Annotated in this window: 13 protein-coding genes and 6 pseudogenes; 12 read left to right on the plus strand and 7 right to left on the minus strand. The window is 57.8% G+C overall.

Annotated features, from left to right (window positions below):
* Positions 1-12: 12 nt before the first annotated feature.
* Positions 13-792: pseudogene (locus WDJ57_RS16800) on the plus strand (glycosyltransferase); the annotation flags it as partial.
* Positions 793-844: 52 nt separating this feature from the next.
* Here WDJ57_RS16800 and WDJ57_RS21680 read toward each other — a convergent pair.
* Positions 845-889, minus strand: a pseudogene (locus WDJ57_RS21680) (hypothetical protein); the annotation flags it as partial.
* 436 nt (positions 890-1,325) lie between these two features.
* Between WDJ57_RS21680 and WDJ57_RS16810 the strand changes: the two are divergent.
* The 3 genes and pseudogenes from WDJ57_RS16810 to WDJ57_RS16820 form a co-directional block, all read left to right on the plus strand.
* Positions 1,326-1,637 (plus strand): annotated as a pseudogene (locus WDJ57_RS16810) (AAA family ATPase); the annotation flags it as partial.
* A gap of 260 nt (positions 1,638-1,897) precedes the next feature.
* On the plus strand, positions 1,898-3,148 hold the full coding sequence (locus WDJ57_RS16815; protein WP_338902061.1) for an RNA-guided endonuclease InsQ/TnpB family protein: 1,251 nt from the start codon (positions 1,898-1,900) through the stop codon (positions 3,146-3,148).
* A 60-nt stretch (positions 3,149-3,208) separates the two neighbouring features.
* Positions 3,209-4,093 (plus strand): annotated as a pseudogene (locus WDJ57_RS16820) (cell division control protein Cdc6); the annotation flags it as partial.
* Positions 4,094-4,208: 115 nt separating this feature from the next.
* On the opposite strand, the pseudogene WDJ57_RS16825 reads toward WDJ57_RS16820, so the two are convergent.
* Positions 4,209-4,375 (minus strand): annotated as a pseudogene (locus WDJ57_RS16825) (RNA-guided endonuclease TnpB family protein); the annotation flags it as partial.
* Here WDJ57_RS16825 and WDJ57_RS16830 point away from each other — a divergent pair.
* The 3 genes and pseudogenes from WDJ57_RS16830 to WDJ57_RS16840 form a co-directional block, all read left to right on the plus strand.
* Positions 4,367-4,627, plus strand: a pseudogene (locus WDJ57_RS16830) (glycosyltransferase family 1 protein); the annotation flags it as partial. The pseudogenes WDJ57_RS16825 and WDJ57_RS16830 sit on opposite strands and share 9 nt — an antisense overlap.
* 1,024 nt (positions 4,628-5,651) lie before the next feature.
* Positions 5,652-6,770: a DUF7289 family protein gene (locus WDJ57_RS16835; RefSeq protein ID WP_338902063.1), complete on the plus strand. Its 1,119-nt coding sequence runs from the start codon at positions 5,652-5,654 to the stop codon at positions 6,768-6,770.
* A 20-nt stretch (positions 6,771-6,790) separates the two neighbouring features.
* On the plus strand, positions 6,791-7,606 hold the full coding sequence (locus WDJ57_RS16840; protein ID WP_338901824.1) for an IS5 family transposase: 816 nt from the start codon (positions 6,791-6,793) through the stop codon (positions 7,604-7,606).
* A gap of 415 nt (positions 7,607-8,021) precedes the next feature.
* Here the strand turns inward: WDJ57_RS16840 and WDJ57_RS16845 are convergent, their stop codons facing one another.
* Positions 8,022-8,522, minus strand: coding sequence for a hypothetical protein (locus tag WDJ57_RS16845; protein WP_338902064.1), 501 nt, complete (start codon positions 8,520-8,522; stop codon positions 8,022-8,024).
* Between the two features lie 58 nt (positions 8,523-8,580).
* On the opposite strand from WDJ57_RS16845, the gene WDJ57_RS16850 reads away from it, so the two are divergent.
* A complete protein-coding gene (locus WDJ57_RS16850; RefSeq protein WP_338902065.1) occupies positions 8,581-8,940 on the plus strand; it encodes a hypothetical protein in 360 nt (119 codons plus the stop codon).
* A 961-nt stretch (positions 8,941-9,901) separates the two neighbouring features.
* Here the strand turns inward: WDJ57_RS16850 and WDJ57_RS16855 are convergent.
* Together WDJ57_RS16855 and WDJ57_RS16860 are read right to left on the minus strand one after the other, a co-directional pair.
* Positions 9,902-10,966, minus strand: coding sequence for a DUF1616 domain-containing protein (locus WDJ57_RS16855; protein WP_338902066.1), 1,065 nt, complete (start codon positions 10,964-10,966; stop codon positions 9,902-9,904).
* 257 nt (positions 10,967-11,223) lie between these two features.
* Positions 11,224-11,910 carry a CPBP family intramembrane glutamic endopeptidase gene (locus WDJ57_RS16860; protein WP_338902067.1) on the minus strand — a complete coding sequence of 229 codons (687 nt, stop codon included), beginning with the start codon at positions 11,908-11,910 and terminating at the stop codon, positions 11,224-11,226.
* Between the two features lie 232 nt (positions 11,911-12,142).
* On the opposite strand from WDJ57_RS16860, the gene WDJ57_RS16865 reads away from it, so the two are divergent.
* From WDJ57_RS16865 to WDJ57_RS16875, 3 genes are all read left to right on the plus strand, one after another.
* Positions 12,143-12,325 carry a hypothetical protein gene (locus WDJ57_RS16865; RefSeq protein ID WP_338902068.1) on the plus strand — a complete coding sequence of 61 codons (183 nt, stop codon included), beginning with the start codon at positions 12,143-12,145 and terminating at the stop codon, positions 12,323-12,325.
* A gap of 524 nt (positions 12,326-12,849) precedes the next feature.
* Positions 12,850-13,374, plus strand: a complete 525-nt coding sequence (locus WDJ57_RS16870; protein WP_338902069.1) for a metal-dependent hydrolase — start codon at positions 12,850-12,852, stop codon at positions 13,372-13,374.
* A 1,627-nt stretch (positions 13,375-15,001) separates the two neighbouring features.
* On the plus strand, positions 15,002-15,508 hold the full coding sequence (locus WDJ57_RS16875) for a DUF7282 domain-containing protein (protein WP_338902071.1): 507 nt from the start codon (positions 15,002-15,004) through the stop codon (positions 15,506-15,508).
* Between the two features lie 375 nt (positions 15,509-15,883).
* On the opposite strand, the gene WDJ57_RS16880 is transcribed toward WDJ57_RS16875, so the two are convergent.
* A complete protein-coding gene (locus tag WDJ57_RS16880) occupies positions 15,884-17,095 on the minus strand; it encodes a glycosyltransferase family 2 protein (RefSeq protein WP_380630060.1) in 1,212 nt (403 codons plus the stop codon).
* 376 nt (positions 17,096-17,471) lie between these two features.
* Here WDJ57_RS16880 and WDJ57_RS16885 point away from each other — a divergent pair, with 376 nt between their 5' ends.
* Positions 17,472-18,878 carry a hypothetical protein gene (locus tag WDJ57_RS16885; RefSeq protein ID WP_338902073.1) on the plus strand — a complete coding sequence of 469 codons (1,407 nt, stop codon included), beginning with the start codon at positions 17,472-17,474 and terminating at the stop codon, positions 18,876-18,878.
* Positions 18,879-20,499: 1,621 nt separating this feature from the next.
* Here the strand turns inward: WDJ57_RS16885 and WDJ57_RS16890 are convergent.
* Positions 20,500-20,886, minus strand: a complete 387-nt coding sequence (locus WDJ57_RS16890) for a hypothetical protein (RefSeq protein WP_338902074.1) — start codon at positions 20,884-20,886, stop codon at positions 20,500-20,502.
* Positions 20,887-21,020 lie beyond the last annotated feature (134 nt).

Consider the following 21,020-nt stretch of genomic DNA (forward strand, 5'->3'; position numbering starts at 1 on the left):
GACGATAACACTACCAACGAATTCCTCGTCACGACGTGGCATGAAGTCTGGCGCAATTACTGGGAGGAGTACCTCGATGCTCTCGCCCCATTCGGAAAGGTTGTCGAGCGTCTCACTGCACGTGTACCGCAGTATCCAATTGCCGTCTCAGGCCTGACCGCAGACCGACTCGCGAAACTCGGGGTTGAGAGGTCGAAGGTACGAACGGTTCCAAACGGTATCGACTACGCGTCGATTCGGGAGATATCCCCTGCGGATACTGGGTTTGACGTGTTGTTCGCGGGTCGGTTAATCCCGGACAAGCATGTCGATGTTCTGCTACACGCATTTGACCGCGGTGCGCCTGCGGATGCGACGCTCGGAATCGTTGGTGACGGGCCCGAGCGGGATGCTCTTGAAATGCAGGCACAAGCACTTGACAGCAGCCACCAAATCACCTTCCTCGGATTTCTTGAAGAGTATGAGGAGGTTCTCGCACAGATGCGTGCCGCGTCTGTATTCGTCTCGCCAAGTACACGCGAAGGGTTTGGCATCACGTTCGTGGAAGCGATGGCCGCTGGATGCACCGTCATCGGTGCGGACCATCCTGATTCGGCCGCGGACGAAGTCATCGACGACGCGGGTTTCCTCGTCGATCCCACGGTCGAATCCCTTTCTGAAACACTCGACGCCACACTGAGTGGGAAACGCCCACCTACGAACCCTGTCGAACGCGCCCAGCGCTATGATTGGGACGCAGTCGCTGATCAGGCAGAAGCAGCCTATCAGCGTGCCATCGATGGCTCGTGGTGATCACCGGGTCGTCCTCCTCGTCGGGGGAGTCCGAGACCATGAACAGCAGATCGAATCGAGACGTCAGCGCCGATCTGAGCTCGAGTTGCTGAGCAATTGGCTGGTAGGGGGTGAACGAGAGACCGAGCCTTTAGAAAAACACCCCCACCCCACTGGTTCCGCTGTTAGTAAAAAGGGAAAGCGAGTCACAGACGAAACGTATCGTGATGGAACAATGCTAACAGCGGAAGCGGTGGGGTGTTCGCCTCGAACCTATCCAACCATACCACTTCGCTCATCCGTACCCCACTGGTTCCGCTGTTAGCGTGACAGCTCTCGGGGAGATGAGAGCACCCAGACACCCCATCGGTTCCGTTGATCGTCTCGCTGTGACTCCCAACCACACGTTTCTCGAGTGCATTTCAGAGGTGGCGCTGAGAGACTACTCTCTCCGCGTTACCAGGGGAACCAGCCAACTCAAAATAGATAAACAACAATAACAGCGGAAACAGCGGAATTATTGGTTTTATATACTACTGCTGAGTGATAGTGCTATGAGCGACTTTTCGTTCACCCCAAACAACTCAATCTTCGAAAACCGAGAGGCACTCCTCGAAGAGTGGACGCCGGACAACCTCGTCGGGCGCGATGAAGAACTCAGCCGGTATCACGCGGCGCTCCAACCGGTCATTAATAATGAGACCCCTTCGAACGTCTTTCTCTATGGGAAAAGCGGCGTCGGGAAGACAGCAGCCACGCGCTACCTTCTCCGCACGCTCGAAACGGACGCAACCAAGGTATCGGGACTTGCGTTACGCACAATTGAGATCAACTGCGATGGACTGAACACGTCCTATCTTTCTGCGAGGAGAGAATCCCGCCGTTGAGTGGTCACTGCAACTGTTGAATAGTCAGTGAAGAGCGTTACAGACCAGTGATTGCGAGCAAGGCGAAGCCACCGATTGTGTAGCCGCTCGCCCGTCTTCGTTTACTATTCAGTTCTTGTGCATACCACTCTACGGCGGGAGTGAATCCGACAACTCCTACACCGACCACCGTCGATAGCAAGGCCGGATATTCCACGCTAATCCGAATCATTAAGTAACTCTATCGACATAGGCTATGTATGGCGATTGAGGCCACTCGCACCTACGTTGGTTCCATCCAGAACCAGCAACAGGTCTGTGATGGCCTCGACTCGCTCGGAGACTCCGCCTCAAAAATCTGGAACGTCGCACGATGGACAGTCGACCGAATCTGGAACGCAACCGGCGAAATCCCAGACGAAAGCGTGCTGAAATCGTACATGAAGAACCAACCGTGCTGGAAAGACCTGAACGCACAATCCAGTCAGAAAGTCATCGAAGAACTTTCCGACGCTTTCCAGTCATGGTTCGACCTGCGACACAAGTTCGACGAGGCGAATCCGCCCGGCTACCGCAAACACGGCGACACCCGACCCAAGAGTACGATTACGTTCAAAGAAGACGGCTTCAAACACGACCCCGAGAACAACCGCGTTCGACTCAGCAAAGGCTCGAACCTCAAGGAGTATTGGTCGGACTTCCTGCTCTGTGGGTACCAGACACGGCCCGACGTTGACCTCGCAGAAGTCAACTCGGTGCAGAACGTTCGTGCGGTCTGGACTGGTGACGAGTGGGAACTACACTTCGTCTGCAAAGTCGAACTCGAAACCCTCGACTCCGCAGGCGGCGAAGTTGCGGGAATCGACCTTGGCATCAAGAACCTTGCCACGGTCGCGTTCCCCGACGAATACGTTCTCTACCCCGGCAACTCGCTCAAAGAAGACAAGCACTACTTCAAACGTGCTGAATACGATACTGAGGGTGAGAACGGCCCGTCTGAGAAGTCGATGTGGGCGCGTCGAAAACTCGCAGACCGCGAGACGCACTTCTACCACACACTGACGGACACCATCATCACCGAGTGTGTCGAACGGAACGTGGGCACGCTCGCGGTGAGTTGGCCCGAAGACGTGAGAGAATCTGATTGGGGCAAGACGGGCAACAAGAAGTTGCATACGTGGGCGTTCGACCGCATCTACCAGTACCTCGAATACAAAGGCGAGATACGTGGCGTCGAGGTGCTGAAAGAGAACGAGTGGGATACATCGAAGACCTGCTCAAAGTGTGGTGACGACACGAAAGCGAACCGTGTCGAACGTGGGTTGTACGCCTGCCAGTCGTGTGGGTTGGTCGGGAACGCGGATTGCAACGGGGCGGAGAACATGCGCCAGAAGATAACTCCGAGTCCTCACGGTGAGGATAGGAGTAACGGCTGTGTGGCACAGCCATCGACATACTTGTTCGACCGCGAGAGCGGGATGTTTCGCACGAGAGAGCAAGTCGTGTCGTAGACCGGCAAATATCCCAACCTGCGGTACGGGAAGTCCCGCCGTTCACGGCGGGGAGGATGTCACCAAGTGGCTGTGAAACTGGTCAACGAACTCCGGGAGCCGGGACGGCAAATCTCCAACACGGGGTATCCACAGGCGAGTGTCTACGAGTTCCTCTTCGATGAACTCGATGCGTGTGGGGGAACGGTACTCATTATCCTTGACGAAGTCGACCATATCGAGGACGATTCGCTGCTATATAAACTGCCGCGTGCGCGCTCGAACGGCGACATTAGTGAGACGAAACTCGGCGTGATCGGTATCTCGAACGACTTGGACTTCCGGAGTCAACTCTCCTCGAAGGTTCGCTCATCTCTCTGCGAAAAAGAAGTCTCCTTCAGCGCATACGACGCCGATGAACTCCGGCTTGTGCTCGAACAACGCGAACGGGTCGCGTTTCAGGATGGCGTTCTCGAAGACGGGGTCGTCGCAATGTGTGCAGCCTACGGCGCGAAGGATTCGGGTGACGCACGGAAGGCCCTGGATCTTCTGCTGGAGGCCGGGGACGTCGCACGGGAGACCGGTTCGGATGTCGTGACCGAAGCGAATGTGCAGGTCGCCCGCGAGCGCGTCCAGACAGATCAGGTGGTGAAAGGGATACAGAATTACTCTCAACACGGGAAACTCGTTCTGTACGCACTGACGCTGCTTCACGAGCGTGGCGAGACGCCAGCACGGACGCGTGAAGTTGTGAATATGTACCGTGAAGTGGCCCATGCAGAAGGAACAAGTCCAGTTTCGGAGCGCTCAGTACGCGACTATCTGGGGGAACTGGCGCAGTTAGGAATTACAACGTCAGCGGAATACAATCGAGGGAAAGGCGGTGGGAAGTACAACGAACATCGGTTGGAGCAGTCCGTTTCGGCAGTCCGAAGCGGATTAGCAACGTTGTTGGAGTCCGCTTGAAGTGAGGCGACGTTGTTTTCTGCTGTTGACGGTGGTGTTTGTTCTGCGCTAACAGCGGAAGCAGTGGGGTGGGTGGGGAGAGTCTGAAATGAGGCATTCGCAAATCGCCTCGGGGTCACGTCTCGAGGCTTCCTGTTTCTACGACGCGCTTTGCAGACACCTCTAGGAAGTCATCGGTGTACGTAGGGAGCGCGTCCCCACAGGCGTGTCTTCGGGCCATCCCAGCCTTAGTTCAGAAAAGCCACGTTGAAGCACATTCATCGCTGCATTCGCATCACGTTCGTCGAGGCAATGGCCGCTGATTGCACCGTCATTGCCGCTGCCCACCCAGAGTCGGCCGCGGACGAAGTCATCGACGATGCTGGCTTCCTGGTCGATCCCACAGTGGGGTCCCTCACAGAGACACTCGAAGCAGCACTCGGTGGGAAGCGCCCACCGACAGACCCGACCGAACGCGCACAGCGCTATGACTGGGATGCAGTCGCCGATCAGGCAGAAACTGCCTATCAGCGTGCGATTGCGGGCTCCTGGTGAGCAGTCGTTCGCCAGAACGTCCCTGTTGCATACAACTGCATTCACTCTCCCATCGCTGTGCGTACGCCCAGGTAACTCCAGACCTCCAGTCGGCGTCCACACTCGTCGAATACCGTCGAGTTAGACGCAGGCGCTGTGGCCCTCGACAGATCACGGCCTGTCTCTCGAACTCGATATGTTGAACGCATGCAATAGCTGCGTTTCGGTGCACCCAGAATATTCACACCTGGCTTGAACGGCCGCTAGAGTCCTTCTCGCGCCCGATTATCGCGTTGTGTGGCGACTGGCTGCCTGTTTCTTCGGGGAACATCACTATTGCAGAGACAGCACAGAGAGGCCGTCTCGATGTCGAATGCAACGTCTGTGGCTGTGAGTCGACCCCAGAGCAGAGAGTCACTCCAGTCGTTTGTGCATCGACCGAGAGAGAGAAACCGCCAGACGGAGTCCGTGTGTGAAGATTCAAGCTGGTGACTGAGAGTTCGCTGCGGCGAGCATCTTCGCGTGTTTCTCTGCTGTGGGTGAGAAGGCAGTCTCTCGTCTCATGCACGATAGGCACGTTCGCGGCCACGGAGAACATACCGCTGCTGGGTGTCGTTCCTCCCGTAGCGCTAGCGTGGCTCACAAACGCAGTGGCTCTCTATGCGCTCGAAGGGGCAGGCTGCACTCCATCGGTCTGATATCACGGGTGACGCAGGCACAAGCGCGGTCTTCGAGCGAAGGCGAAGCAACTGAAAACCCACTCTGATCGAATCAGGGAGATCTCAGACATCTCGATTCGTCTCGCATGTTGTCCTCATGGAGCGAGAACTGCTTCATAGTACTACGTGCTCCGTTCATTTTCTCACTATGGAATGCGCCGTATCGTATCTTCTATGACCTGATTGAACACCATCTCACGCTATTCGAGGCTCCACTTCTCCCGTAAAAATATCTCAGAGATACCTTTGATTCAACAAAAACGCGGGTTATTTCACGCTCAGAAAACGCTCGATTTAATTATATCGTTACTGACCAACTACCACGTATGACCACTCCAGCACCCACGGCCGACCGCGGGATATCAACAGTCGTTGGCTTCGTCCTCATGGTTGGCATGGTGATTGCTGGAGTGTCGATAACGCTTGCAATCGGAACGATTGCGTTGACTGACGTCCAGGATCAGGTTGGGGCTGATCGAGCCTCGAATTCGATGGCACAACTCGACTCTCAGGTGAGTCAGGTTGCACTGGGTGATTCACCGACACAGCAGATTCGCCTTGGCGGCGGTGATGGGGGGACGGTGCGCGTCGATGACGATGCCGGCCGGATTCAACTCGCCTCGATTTCCGAGACCGGCACGGAAACACTCCTGCTGAATAAGACCTACGGCGCAATCGAGTACGAAGTCGGTGAGACCGTGGTTGCATACCAAGGAGGGGGTGTCTGGCGTCACCAGGATGACTACACTCAGATGGTCTCCGTCCCGGAATATCACTATCGCAACGGCACGCTCACCTTCCCCATCATCAGAGTCACTGGCGTCGATCAGACTTCGTCTGCCACTTCGCCCCTCACCGTCAGAGAGAATGGAACGACGCTGATCTACCCGAACGAATCCCAGAATCGCGAAAACCCACTTACGACACAGAAGGTGCAAGTGACGGTCACCAGTGAGTATCACGACGGCTGGTATGAGTACTTCAGTGACCGAAATGAGGGAAGCGTTGTGCACGACCCTGGCAATGAGACGGTCTCGGTGACGCTTACGGTCCCCGTCAAAGAGCGATTCAACTATGCCGTTGCTGCAACCGCAGAGAATGGCGATCCTGTCGAGAGCGGGCCGAGCGGGCAGATCGTGGGGCCAATCACAGAAGGCGTCGATCGCCCCTCGCCGGATCGCGAAATCGAACAGCGGATCGACGAGTGCAAAGCAGGTGGCTGCACCGATCTCTCAACGGCATTGAATGACGATTCACTCGAGAATGGGACATACTTTGCAGATGGTGACAGGACAATTGATTCAGGCACGGAATTCGATACTGCAAATGGAGATGTCACGGTCGTCGTCAATGGCTCTGTGACGTTCAAAGGATGCCTCGTTTTGCGTCCGGTTGAGGAGGGTTTCAGGCGCTCTCTCGGAGATATTCCGACACATTCACCCTGAAATGGACGCCGTCTGGCGATATGGCATCGCTCAGACGGCTTGCCTGGATGTGTCGAAAGCTAGCCAAACAACACGTTGACGAGCCGGACGTACCCGCCGCGCCGGACGGCGCGGCCGGGTACGCCAAGTGGGTACAGATCGCGTTGATTCTGTTCCGTGTCGAACTAGAAAAGAGTCTCCGGGAGACCGAGGACTACCTCAACGAGATGTCTGATGTCCTCGCCGTGTTCGAACTTGACGAGGCACCGCACTACAGTTCGTTCTGCCGGTGGGAGCAAGAGTACCGAATGCGTGAACTGCGCCGCCTGCTCCGCGCGTCGGCGGAGCAGGCGGGCTGGAGTGGTGAAGCCGCGATCGATGCAAGTGGCTTCCAGCGCGATCAAACCAGCTACCACTACCGCGACCGAGCGAACTACTCGTTCCAGTCGATGAAGACAACGATCTTGATTGACGTGAACTCGCTGGCGATCAAGGACGTTCATTTCACGACACAGAAGGCGTGGGACGGCTACATCGGGATGCAGGTCTTCCGCCGGAACGCGGAAGACCTGCGTGTGTTGTCCGCTGACGCGAACTACTCGTGGAGTGACCTCCGCGAGAAGTGTCGCTCCGAGTCAACGCGACCGTTGATCAAACACAGGGAGCAGACACCGTTGCAGAAGGCTCACAACGCCCGGATGAACGAGGACTACAACCAGCGCTGGATGAGTGAAACGGGCTTCTCGCAATTGAAGGAAGACGACGGCGAGAAGCTGCGCTCCCGGAGCTGGCACGGCCAGTTCCGGGAGCTGACTCGGAAGTGCATCGTGCATAATCTGACGCAGGCGGCGAGTTAGGGGCTCGCCGCCTGCTCCCCTTCTCCGGACGTATTCGGGAGAGGCATCGCCGTCGTCATCAACACGATGGCCCTAGATACCATAGTTCTGACTCTTCAGCAAACGCTGGTAGAGTCGGCTACTTGATCTTCTGAGGTCGAAAAGTCGTCTCTAACACCCTGAGATTGTAGATCAGACACACCACCCCGACGCTGTCTTGCGTTCAACAAGGCATCAAAGGAACAGGCGGGCCGGGCGCTACCGATCACTCGATCACGGGTGATAATGGTCGGGTCACATTCTATGTCAAAGGCGATATTGTCATGAACGGCAATCCAGCGGTGAATACCGGCGGTGATTCAGCTGATTTGCTCATGATGGTGCACTCCGCTGGCAATTCCATCTCTGGGGGGACTCCACAGTTCACTGGGCTGATCTACGCACCTGGAGCCAATCTCACGATTAGTGGTGGGGGCGCCTGTGGCAATCCAAATGCTGGGTGTACATCGAATATCTTCGGGGCCGTCGTCGTTCGAACAGCGAACGTTGGAAACGGTATCCTCAGACACGATAGCTCGCTGAGCATGGTCGTCGAATTCGAGGCGATTAACGACATCACGTACCTCCACGTAACCGAAAATCGAGTCGATATCTCCGATGGGGCTCGGCCACCAACAGCAGGCGGCGAAACGCCAACCGCAACGCCACCGTCGACAGCGACGCCCACAACGACGCCAACCGCAACGCCACCGTCGACAGCGACTGCAACGCCAACAGGAACTCCAACGCCGACTCCCACGTCGACGCCAGTCCCGACTGCCACTGCAACACCGACGAGTACGCCACCTTCGACATCGACTGCAACGCCACCGACCACGCAGACTGCCACTGCAACGCCCACCGCAACGCCAACAGCAACGCCAACTCTGACGCCCACTACACCACTACCGTCTCCAACACCGCAAGACAACTCACCAACGACGACAATCGAGGCTGTGGAGGACAACAGCTGTGAGTTCTACCAACTGACTTCACAGAAATGTAAGACCAATGCAAACGCAGGCTCGAGTGAGCGCGTTGCATTCAGCGTTGACTGGAAGGCAAGCGACGATACCGGCCTCACTACTGTGACGGTGACACTCGAAGACGATGAGGGCAACGTCATACAGACAACATCCGCCTCGGTGAGTGGAACCAACGCATCTGGAACTGACACACTGAGCAAGGTGGGTGACTATGGTGAGGACTACACGATCGTCATCACGGCAACGGATACGAACTCCCAGTCAAGCACAACGGAAGAAACGCATACCGCAGACGGAACTACCGATGGCGATGCTGAGGACGATGGATAGCAGTGAGTCATCGAGCGTGACTCCATCTCGTACTTCACACTCCAGACTTTTCAGCGGGATTCTCCTGGAGTCACGCTATTTCTCCCTTCTCGGGTAGACACAGAGCAAACCAGACAGCGATGAGGTCGCCTCTACCCGTACGGAAGCCCCGACGAGTATCCGAAGGCGCACGCAGAGTGTCGACCCGGCTAGTCGGATTTTCTGCGTTCAGCCAACGACTCACAGCGGTCCCAACACAGACGCCCATTCGGTTCATACCAAAGCCTGCACGCACGCCAGCCACACGACAGACACGCACGTGCGTGCAGTCGCCACGTCACTTGCTTGTGTGCCTGAGGAGACACCTGCAATCACGAAAAATCTTCACACTCGGCGTCTGTCGCCGGTAGAACTCTCTTGCTGGAGGTTCTCCGTTGTGTGTGACTTCCCGTGGGGCCAGGAAAATGGCGATCTGGGATTTTTGAATATGCCCGGGAAAGCCTCTCTTGTTCTCGAATACAGGCGATGCGTAACCAAGAGTTGGCTCTTCATCCTGCCCCGTATCGATGCCTTCCCAGCAGGAAATACAAAACCGCTAGACGGAAGCCGTGTGTGAAGCGCTTTCGGCAGCAGCGACGATGCATGATGGCTCCGAGGGCGACCCTTAGAGAGAGGAGCGAGCTCGCCGTCTGGAGATGAGACGCCTCGAGAAGGCCTGCTAGTGGCTCTGAAGCGGCTTTCGCTCCGGCCACGAGATGAATCGTCTCTGTGCCGTGGCTATGAGCCTGCGTCGGTGGTACTCCACACTGTTCGGATTCGAGTCTATAGTATCTTGATTACCGGAGAGTCGCCTCGATTGTGAACAATCCTTAGGTCGGGCTCCCTGGCGATGCTCTGTGTGGTATTGAAACTGCACTCGCGCACTCACGTTGCCTTCATTCCCCTCCCGTCTCCCACCGAGAGAAGCACGTCCCACCAGAGATCACGAAGTCACGTTAATGAAGAGATGGTTCTCGCGGTAGGCATTCTCGATGGTGGGCGCGGTCGGTGCTTCGCCGCGGTAGAGCAAGAAGAGAAGCCGTAGCTCACGCCCACTCATCTGTGGCGTCACCTCGTAGGGCTGGTGCCACGTTTCGTTGGCTGCGACGCGTGTCTGTACCCGATCCAGCTCCTGTTGCTCCAGAACAGTTACCCGCGTCTCGTTGCCGACCTGTTGGCGGTCAACGCGTTGGAGTTTCACCACCACTGTATACTCGGTCGGCTGGTGTTCGTGGTTTCCAATCCCGACCAAGAGCGACCGGGATTCGCCCAGCGTGTATTCGGTGGGGTAGTCATCGGCGAGTAACTCCCCATCGTCGGTTTCGTTGAGTAGATACAGTTCTGTAAATGACTCGCCCTGTTTCGGGACAGTCACGGCATAGCCAACGCTCGCTGTTGCAAGCAAGACGCTGATGACGAGCAAGACGTTCAAGGCGGCGTCTTTTCGGTCGGCAGGGTCGAACAGTTCGGCTCTCGCCGCGGCGAGCCATCGCCGGTAGGGCACGCGAAACTGTTCGTCTGCAGGGAGTGCCCAGCGCCGCGTAGCTGCCACTGCGGCGCTCACGACCGTGAACGCGCTGAGTGAGAGCATGATCGGGACCAGACGAATCCCCCACGGGGTAAAATTCAGGATGAGGCCAATCAGAGGGACGATTGCAATACTGAGGCCGAATGAGAGGGCGACGCGTTCGATGCCATCGATCCCACGCTCTCGACGGCTGACGGTCGATTCAGCCCCGGTGGCTGGTGTGGTATCTTCCGATGACTCCGCCTCGGTCTGGCTCGCAGTCGCGCCTGCTTCGGGAAAGAGCGCAGCAATGAAGGCATAGCCAGGGACGAAGAGGACAAAGGGGAGGCCCACGGCGACTCGCAGCGGCGTCTCGTTGATGACGGGGAGAAACACGACAAGCAGGGTCAGACCGACGTAGCCAAGCACTGCTGCGAGATCGGCGGGCAACCGCCTGACTGCCGGCGGGAACAGCGCGCGCCAGTCTGGATCAGTTCCCATTGAGATTATGTTTACCTGTAGCGTTCAAAAACTGGTCGGTCTCTCCTCATGCACCTCGCGAACTGCTTCGTGGCTAGCCCTGGGTGACAATACAACGCCCTCTTGAGAGTGAGCGCTGAGAGTTGTGTGGATTCAGTCAGAGTGCGTGCACACCCGGGTGGGACTGGCCGACCAGACCGAGCTCTCGTGGCGAATTCAATCAAGAAGCGCCCACACCCGCAATTGACAATACCAGTTCTCCCACCCGACAGCGCTCTTCACATGAGCGCTGGCAACACCAGGACCATGGCGACGTTGATGACCGTATGCGTAAGCATGCAGGCAACGACGTTGCGAGTCTTGACGTATACACCGACGATCACCAGTGTAAAGACTGCCTGTGGGATTGCACCGACGAGACCCCACGCGGGGTAGTGGACGGCGAGGAACACGAGGCCGCTCACGCCAGCCCCGATCCAGAGACTGCCCGTAAGTTCAGTCAGTCGTTCGATCGGATACCCGCGCCACAACACTTCTTCAGTGATGACGGCCGTCCCGACAATCACGAGTTTCACGGGCAAAGAGAGGTCTGCAAGCGTCGAGAGTGTCTCCGGTTGGTCCAACTGAAATGCCACAACAGCGATGCCTGTTGCCAGAAGCCCAACGAGGAGGCCTGCAACGCCCGCAGCCACCCCGACACCTGCTTCGCGCCGACTCGGCAATGTGAGTCCAATCGATGCAACCGAACGGTTCTCCCAATACAGGACAACCACGAGTACCACCGCGACCAAGGCCCACATCACGAGTGCATTCACTATCAGCTGGCCAGCTGTCGTCGTGCTGAGGCGGTCTGAAACGTCCAGAAGGCCAAGGAGCGAACTTCCGAACAGCGCAACGACTAATCCCACGATGACCGCAGGCGATATCGACGACCGAGACTGCCTCCACGGTGTATCGGTAGCCATTCACGTTCCTCCATGTGAGACTACACAATCGGTCGCTATGAAACCAGATCTCACTTCTTAGAGGCTGAGAAGTACATGTAGTGAATGAAGCCAAGTGAGACGTACATGTAGTCATTTCTCATGTTCTATCCCCAGGCTGTGACGGTGATTCAGATATAAAAACGCACCGTGGGCTTGCACAGTGAGCAATCTGTTCCGGCCGTATATTCCTCTCCCGCCCGACGTCCCGATAATGTCAGAAACGTGGTCTCCCGACATCGTCGTCGATCGGCGTATCGTCGCTGTTGTGAACCTCGCTGGTATCGGCGCGGCCGTTGCAGCCGCCTATCACGCGAGTCAGACAGGTGAGTGGATGCCGTTAATGGCTGTCTCGATGCTGCTGGCACTTGTGGTCCTTTTCATCACCTCCGAGTGACAAACACGATGGTGGCCGGACTGATCGGGTGGGATCCAGAGCGGACGCCAGCGAGGTGCTGTTGACTTCGCGCCCTGTGTTGACCGCCACAGCGTGATCGAGCTCGATTCATGAATCAGACGGCTTCAGTGGGAGGGATGCGTGCTACTGCTCGGTCTTTTCTGCAACCACTCGGGGCCTGTGAGAGTTGTTCTCGCCACCACATCCCAACCCATCCCAACAGTCACCTTCCTCATCGCCGACATCGCCACCGTCACCAGGCTGGCCATCGGCTTCAATCTTCATGACCCTCTGTCTGTGTCTCTGTCCCTGTGTCTGTCTCGGAGTATGAGACGTTGAGGCGTCTCTTTTGCCCACGACGCTCACTCCCCGAAGGCGAGGCTATCCCACCGACTGACCCCACCACGAGACGCTCCGACCACACAGCGCGTCACGAAACCCACAAAGAGAATTCCAGTCACTTCAGACAGGCGTCGCCGAATTGATGTGAGCCGGCCTCGTTGAACCAACAACGAGAGTCGCTCATGGATCTGCTCACGCATCTGTTCTTGCCCGTGACCGTTGCCTACGTTCTCCGCCCAGATCTCTTTCGGTCACCGTGGTATCTCACAGCCGGCGTCGTTGCCATCTTCCCCGACGTAGATAAGCTCCTGGGGGTGCAGGGTGCGCTTCACTCTGTCGTGACCCTTGGCGTCATTGCGTTCGTCTTCGTCGCTCTCGAACGCCACTTCAGAAATGAGATGGTGTATGCAGGATTGCTCTCCGCCTTGCTTTTCAGTCACCTCTTGCTCGACTTTCTCGATGGCGGGCCGGTGACGGTGTTCTATCCCTTCATCGAGACGGGCGTTGGCCTGCAGTACCCGACACAACTCGCCCTCGATGAGACACTCGGTGTCCCCAGTATCACCCAGCCAGTCCCGGAGCTTCGGGTTGGCACGCCCAGTCGCAGCCGCTCGACCTATCCGTTGGTCACGGGCTATGGAGTCCTCTCGGCGCTCACCTTCGGTGTGATCTATCTCACGCAAACGCTTCGATCGCATCGGTCGTGATGCGCTCACTGCTACGCGATCGCTCGGAGAAACACCGCCGCCTCCGCAACCACGACACCCCCGTTCTGGAGTATCCCGAGAGATTCCGATTTCACATTGCCCACCCCGGGCCAGAGATAACTACGGAGGATACCCCACAGAAGTCGGTATGGCAGTCTACAGACAGCGCAGGCTGCCTGGCTCGGAGTCGTTCGGAACTCGAAGCGTTCGGTCATGGGGAGAGATGGTGTCTCTCGGAGCATTTGCGCCCGAGGCTGTTCACCGTCTGGACTGACGACATGAAGCAACCGAGCCCTCTTGAAGTCGACTCGGGCGTCTGGACGAGACAAGGGGCTCCCCGCGGATGGTGAGTGCCACACCTCCCCGCAGCAACGCCGACACCGCAGGCCGGACAATAATCGGTGGCGACGCTCGGACGAGAGAGCGCGCGGTTCACGCTCCGCCGTTGTCCGCATGCATTGTGTGACCAGTATCAGGTTGCTCACGTCCCAGTCGGCCACTGGCTGGGTCCTGTCCAGCAGTGCCTGTGCTGTGCCGTGGGGTCACACGGCCGAATCGGAGTCGTGTCTGTACTGTTTCACGATCCGAGGCAAGGGCACAAGCCCGCACCCAAGGCGTGTTAGATGTCCCTGAGGGACTCTCCACCCGTTCATACTCGGGGCGTACCTCCGCAAGGACAGTGTTTGTGCAGTCTCTGCGAGGCAACTAGGAAGTGAGTGATGGGGTGGTGTTTCTGTGTGTCATGCCCTGTGGGGGTTCGTCACTGCGTGGGCGTCGCAGCAGACACCACGTGTGCACTCGGAGCATCACGTCATTCACCAGCGCAGCCCTGCCTGTGAGGGCCGCTGACTGGCTGTCGTGACTGTCTAGGGTGGCATGTCTCTCTGACACCCCGGATATCTGCAGGCACACGGACTTCACCGCGGACGCTCGTGATTCATCGTTGCGTTCCCCAGCCAGACCTCGTTTCCGGGCGACGCCCCCCAAATCTTCATTAATCGGTGTAAGAGTCACCAAAACACTCGAATTCGATGGTTTCGATCATCTGGATACTGGCTGTCCGTCACCCTCTCGTGTACTCACTGATTGCCCGAAATCGAACGCGAGCGCACGTCTCTCCGGCGAATTACGGTCCTCACACCACCCTCACAGCGCCCGCCTCACCACCTGAAATCGAGAAAACGCAAGACAGAAGCCGATTATGAAGCCTTTCTCGCCTCTACGTGTCCACTCTCAGCCCGGATTTGGCCACGCCCATCTGCACGGGATTGGGTCACGGTGGCGCTCTGTGAGACCGTTGGCTGGCATTCGCCCCGCAGCGGGCAGCGCGATGTTGGCCATCGGCCGTGATCATATCCAGTGGAGGGTTTCTTTGTACAGTGTGTCCTTGCGGAGGACGTCTCTGGGTATGGACGGACACACAGTGTCTCACTTCTCTGGAGCGTCATTCTGTGGCCCTCTCCACCCGGTGGTGGGAGTATGAAATCGTGCGGGCACTCCTGTCCTCGGCCAGTCCCGATACGTTGCTGATTCGATGTGAGAATGTGACGAAACAGATATTATCTATGAATCATATTGAAGTGTAATGCATTCAACCTCTAGGCGATCGGTGCTCAAGCAACTCGGTGTGGCAACAGTAGCACTTGCAGGCGTTGGGACTGGGACGGCCCAGGCCAGTCAGGATTCGGCCGACGCCCGCATCGAATTCAGCAAACAGACGCGTCGTCTGGACGTCGACGTACCGAGCGTGCTCATCGCTCGCGCGGACCTGCCCGAGGGTGGCTTCATCATGGTACACGAGACGCCGGATTCGGGTGGCCATCACGCGAGTGTCCAAGGCGGTGATGATGTCTCTACCTCGAGTAACGGTGGTGACGGAGGACATTCGGGCTGCACTCACGAGATCTATGGCATCACGGGATACCTCGCCCCTGGCTCCTACGGCGGGGTGGCGCTTCCCCTGGAGACGGCCCCGGCGCCGGGCACGTACGAACTCGTCGCGATGCTCCACAGAGACGACGGTAACGAAACCTTCGATGGCTGTGCAAACGACGGCCACTACAGCGCAGACGGCTCGCACGTCAAGGCTGTTGCTGACGTCCGGTTCATCTCCCCGACCGAGCGGTCGCGGTGATCTCTTCCTCGCCGTAGATGGGTAGGGCAGCGGATGAAGACGCAGCCAGGGTATCCTCTCCCAACAGCGATGCGGTAGTGACTCAGGTGTTGCCTGCTGCTGGAGAGGACTCCTCGTACGGTCTCGCTGTTATTCGACAACTGCGCCTGCTGTTGTTCGCCGCCGGGAGTATTCTAGCCCCTTACTTTCCAGACGAGAAGTGTTGCAATCACGCTTACAGCCAGTACGACACCCGCAAGTTTCGCTTTTGACATGGTCGCTCAGAAAGTCGGCTACACTGAATATAAACTCCATCGGTCATTCTCTCCGGCTGAAAACATACTGACCCTCGGTCTCGACGTGACTGCCTACGTTCTCCTGCGCTCTGGTGTAGGCTCACTCCACCATACTCAGGAAAAATGCAGAGAAGATTGTCTGCATCCCGAGGACGATACCGGTGAAGGCTGCAATGGCCTGTACGGTAAATGCGGTCGTCACAGAGCCGCTCTGCAGCCAGGTTCCGAACAACCACGAGCCATAGCCGGCCCCGAGTCCGAAGAGCAACAGGCCGGCCGTTGCTCCTCGCTCGAGTGTGAGATTCTCGCCTATCCAGGCAGACACACCAGCGGAGGGCTTCTGGATCGGGTCGCCAGCCACTGTCGAGAAGACACCCAGACTCACCGCCTGATACCCGACCATCACGAGCAAACTCCCCACGATCATGGAGTTCGCCCCGAGCAGTACGCCCTGAATCGGCATGTTCGTCAACGCGAACAGCATGACCACCAAGCCGAGCATCGAGAACCCGGCGCCCGGGATGGAGAAGATGTAGCCCGGGGCGTTGACGAGCATGAAGCGCACGTGACGCCAGCCGTCGCGGAAACTATTGAGTGTCTCTTCGCCTTTTCGCTCGTGATACGTAATCGGCACCTCCTCGATGTCCAGGTCGGAGGCCCCAGCCTCCATGATCATCTCGCTGGCGAATTCCATCCCGTCGGTCTTCAGGTTCATCGCCTCCAGTGCGTCGGCCGTGAACACCCGAAAGCCACTGTGGGCGTCACTGACGCCGGCATCGTAGAAGATATTCAGAAATCGCGTCAGCAGTGGATTCCCGATGTATTGATGCAACGGGGGCATCGCGCCGGGCTTGATCTCGCCCTCCAGGCGACTGCCCATCACCATGTCGGCGTTGGTCTCTTTGAGGTGCTCGAGCAGGCGCGGGATCTCCGAGAAGTCGTAGGTCGTATCGGCATCGCCCATGACGAGATACTCACCACGTGCCTGTTCGAACGCATAGCGATAGGCATAGCCGTAGCCAGTGTCATCAGGCTCGACGACGATTGCCCCCTGCTCTTCGGCAATCTCCGGGGTGCGGTCCGTGGAGCTGTCGGCGACGATAATCTCGGTCGGCACCCGGAGTTCTTCGACGGCCTCCGTGACCCAGTCCAGACACGTCCCAATGCCCTCCTCCTCGTTCATTGTGGGTATCACAACACTCAACACTGGTTCGACATCGGAGTCCTGCCCCACGAGATACGACTCCGGCGTCCCGATGACACGAGACTCGCCAGTGGAAGTGACTGCTTGCCCCTGCTGGGAAGATACCATCTGGTTAGTAATCGTGAATGATGTTTAGCGAGTACTTGTAATTTGCTACTTAGTTGAATACTACCTGATTTGTCACTTAGCGCCTCTTTCAGTGGTGCCTGCGGACGAAATCGTGTTGCAAGCTGTGGGTGTGGGTATTTCACATGCGCCGGAGGTGTTGTGTGTTCACGTCACTATTCGGTGTCACCTCCCAGTCGGACTTGCTTCTTCCAGATGTGAGAAACCCGAATACACAAGTAGAACCACTAGGTACCTGAAGACGTGCGACAGGTAAGTCGGAGAGACAGTTCAGCACTGCAATCAGTCGCAGAAGGTCTTCGGTGTGTCCCTTCAGGATTCGAGCCGTCTCTGACTGCCTGTTTCGATGACTACTGACATGGACCGAGAGACAGATGCGACGTTGCCGTCGTCGCTCGTCGGTGCAACAGCGCCGCCGCCCTGCAGGCCACCGCTCGAGATTATCGAACGCAACGGCGAGTGGCGACTCAGAGAGTACGCACGCAGGGCAGGTGCGGGGAGAGAATTCTCGACACACCGGACGCGCATGGATGCGATGCGCGCAGGCGAAGATAGGATGAACGAGGACCGCCATCCCTGTCTGTTGCGCTGGGACGACGAGGACGTCGTCGGCGACATCTACTGGAACACGCTCTTCGAGTCGGTGCACGTCACCTACAGCGAGTTTCTGACCGCGTGGGTGGTGATACCTGGTGATGGGCATTACGTCTTCCAGGCCAGCGAGGACCTCTCGGAGGCCTGTGAGTACGGCAAGGCCATCCAGCGCCAGTACGATTTCAAGGAATTGGAGGTCCTGACCGTCGATGGGGGCGTCCGCGATGTCCGCGAGCATCGATTCCTTCGCCACTCAATTGCTGCCTCTGGCGTCCGCTTCAAGCGCCAGCGGTTGACCGGAACGCCCCAGCCAGCACATGACGAGGCTGATTCGGAAGCGTCGGTGAGCAACGACGTCGCCGCGGCCATGCCGACGAGTACGCTCATGGCGGCCATTCCCGACCTCTCGCAGTTGGAAGAAGACGATATCTCGGGGCCCGTCTACGCCTACGATGCAACGTGGACGGACGACGAGCACGCACGGATTGCCCTGTTGGACCCCGACCGCGTCGGCGAGCGCGCAGCGGTCAAACAGTTTACCAACATCGTCGAGGACTGGCGCGAGCTTGCTGATCATCCCTGTGTGACGACCATCTTCGAGGTTGGGCCGAGTCCCGCTGTCTGGGTGGCGTATCGTTCTGCGAGCGGGTCGGCCAGGGCGCTCCAGCCAAGACTTTCACTGGACGAACGCCTGCAGGTCCTCGCTGATGTTGGCGAGGCAGTCGAGACGGCGCGTCAGGCGGACGTGACGCGCACTGCAATCGAACCCTCGCGGGTTCGAATCGACATGCAAGCCGAGACGGCGCGCGCCTCGCTGGCCGGTTGGGGTATCGAAGACGCGGTCCGGTCGGTGCTCGAGGACTATCAACCCCGAGTCACCCCATTCAGCGCACCGGAGCAACTTGACGAGGGCCGTGTCCTTTCGACGACACCCGTCTATCAACTGGGCGCGTTCGCATACTGGCTGCTGACGGGGAGTGAGCCGTTTTCGGACTCGGCGTACGTCGAGCGAGCCATCCGGGACGGGACGCTCACCGATGCGAGCCACGCTGAGATGGTGCCTCCCGCTGTCGACGACGTTCTGGCCCGTGCCCTGACTACCGACCCAGCAGACCGCTATACGCAGCCGACAACGTTGACGCGAGAACTCGCTGCTGCGCTCCAGCCGTAATTTCTCGGGTGGAATTACCCCCTCTTCCGCTGTGATCGTCGGTCTGTTACGGTCACGTCGCTGGTGTTCACTCCCGTCCAGAGCGCTCACTCTCTCTTGACTGTCGTGAACGATACAGCCCGGCTACTGATACAGCAGTAAGTGCGTAACACTGGCGCCTACCTCAGTCATCTGCGGTGGGGCTTGCCTGTGACTGGATGGGTGACCCACCGCACTCGACACAGGCGAAACCGTCGTCGACGGTCTGGACAACGGGCGCGTTGCAGTCGATACATTTCAGTTGCGCCTGCCGGGCTCGCCGAGGATACCGACTCATGACTGCTACTTTTAATGTAGATACTATAATACTTCCGGCTGAATCCACTGTGATTCGTGGATTTTGAGCGCTTCAGTTTGGGTAAATGTCTCTCCTCGAGCGAGCGGCTGGTCCGCTGAGAATGTCCTCACAATTCTCTCACTTTCAGATCAGGACTATAACTGTCTGCCTGGTAGTGGTGATTCACTCGGTGACTGCCGATCCACACTCCATGCACCGGTTGTCCTGATGCGGGACTGTCTTGACGATCTTCGTCTCCCGGTCACAGTGTGGACAGTAGTCTTCTTTCGTTGCAACCATTCGCCACTCACCCCTCCCTCACGAGTGAGAACGTGGCTCTTTGCTCAGGACTCAACGGCGTTCGTAGTATTTTCCCCATCGTGATGCACCCTTTCCTGGCACACAAATTCGATACGCTAGCTCCCTTCTTAAAACCTTCACTACTAATAACATTTCTGGCCGTCATCTGCGAGACGCACACTCTCGACTTACCAGGTCGGCCCGGACAGGGACACACGGTGGGGAGGTTTCTCCTGTCTCCTTTCGTCCGTCTCTTTCATTTTTTGTCGTCGACCCCCGCTCTGATTAAGATGTACTCGGAGTCGCAGACTCGATAGAGCAAGGATCCATCGCGAAGCCAGAAGCTATTTACTCATCGTTTGGGGAGAGTACGACAACAGTGAGACGCACGCATGTGGCGGTCGGTTTGACGATTCTTGCGCTCACCGTGGCAACTGCTGGCCTCATCTTTACTGCCAGTGCTGCCAGTGAGTATTCGCTCGGCTCTTCTAGCGACGTTGACGTCCCGGAACGGACCGTCGAGTTCGAAGGCGATAGCTACACTGTCTCGGCAATTTCTCGCGTGCAGGCAGGAACGACGCTGTCTGTGGACGCCACGGCTCCGAGTGCCACGCAGTACAAGGTGCACCTCTACAATGCGGACCGACAGATCGTCGATTCGAAACAACTCACGGGCGATGGGACGGTTGCCTTCGAGACGAGCTATCTCGACCCGGGGAGTTATACACTCGTCCTGGAAGCTGACGGCATCTTTCAGACCGTCTTGCCAGTGATTGTACCCGCCTACACAGCAAGCGTTGACGCCCCGGCGACAGTCAAGACGGGAGAGTCACTCTCTCTTTCGACGACGGTCAGTGAACTGGTAAGTGGGGAATCAATCGACGCTATCGAAGTGGTTCTCGCCACCAGTGACACTGACCGCCGAGTTGATGTCGGGACGACCAGCACTGGCACGCATGATGTCTCTCTCTCGACAGCCGATCTTTCGACCGGAGAGTATCGCCTCTACGTTGCCGTCCGCGGAACAGACACCGTCGAGGGCAACCGAGAACTCCTCGGCCTGAGCGATTCCCACTCGGTTACGATCGAGCCGACTGCAACGGCGACGCCGACTGCCAGCCCCACTCCAACGGCGACCGCAACGCCAACCTCGACGCCGACTGCCACTCCCACGCCAACGGTGACAGCCACTCCGACGGAGACTTCGGATGGTGGCTCCGAGAGCGGATCTGGTCCCGGAGGAAGTGTGCCAGGGGGGAGTTCTGACGACGAGCCCACACCGACCCCGACTCCGACGACCGCAGTTTCTACAGCAACGCCAACCCCGTCTCCGACGACGACTCCCACTCCCACGTCTTCAACGATGACACCACCCACGTCGCCGACGCCCACGGTGACACCGACCTCACCTCACTCACCAACACCACCTTCGAGTGTGGCTGCAACCCCAACTCAGACAGCGACATCGCAACCGACGGCAAGCAAGACGACAGTGACGCCTACCACTGATGGGGTCCTCCAGCCGA

It is taken from the genome of Salinibaculum sp. SYNS191, from assembly GCF_037338445.1.
Taxonomy (GTDB): Archaea; Halobacteriota; Halobacteria; order Halobacteriales; family Haloarculaceae; genus Salinibaculum; species Salinibaculum marinum.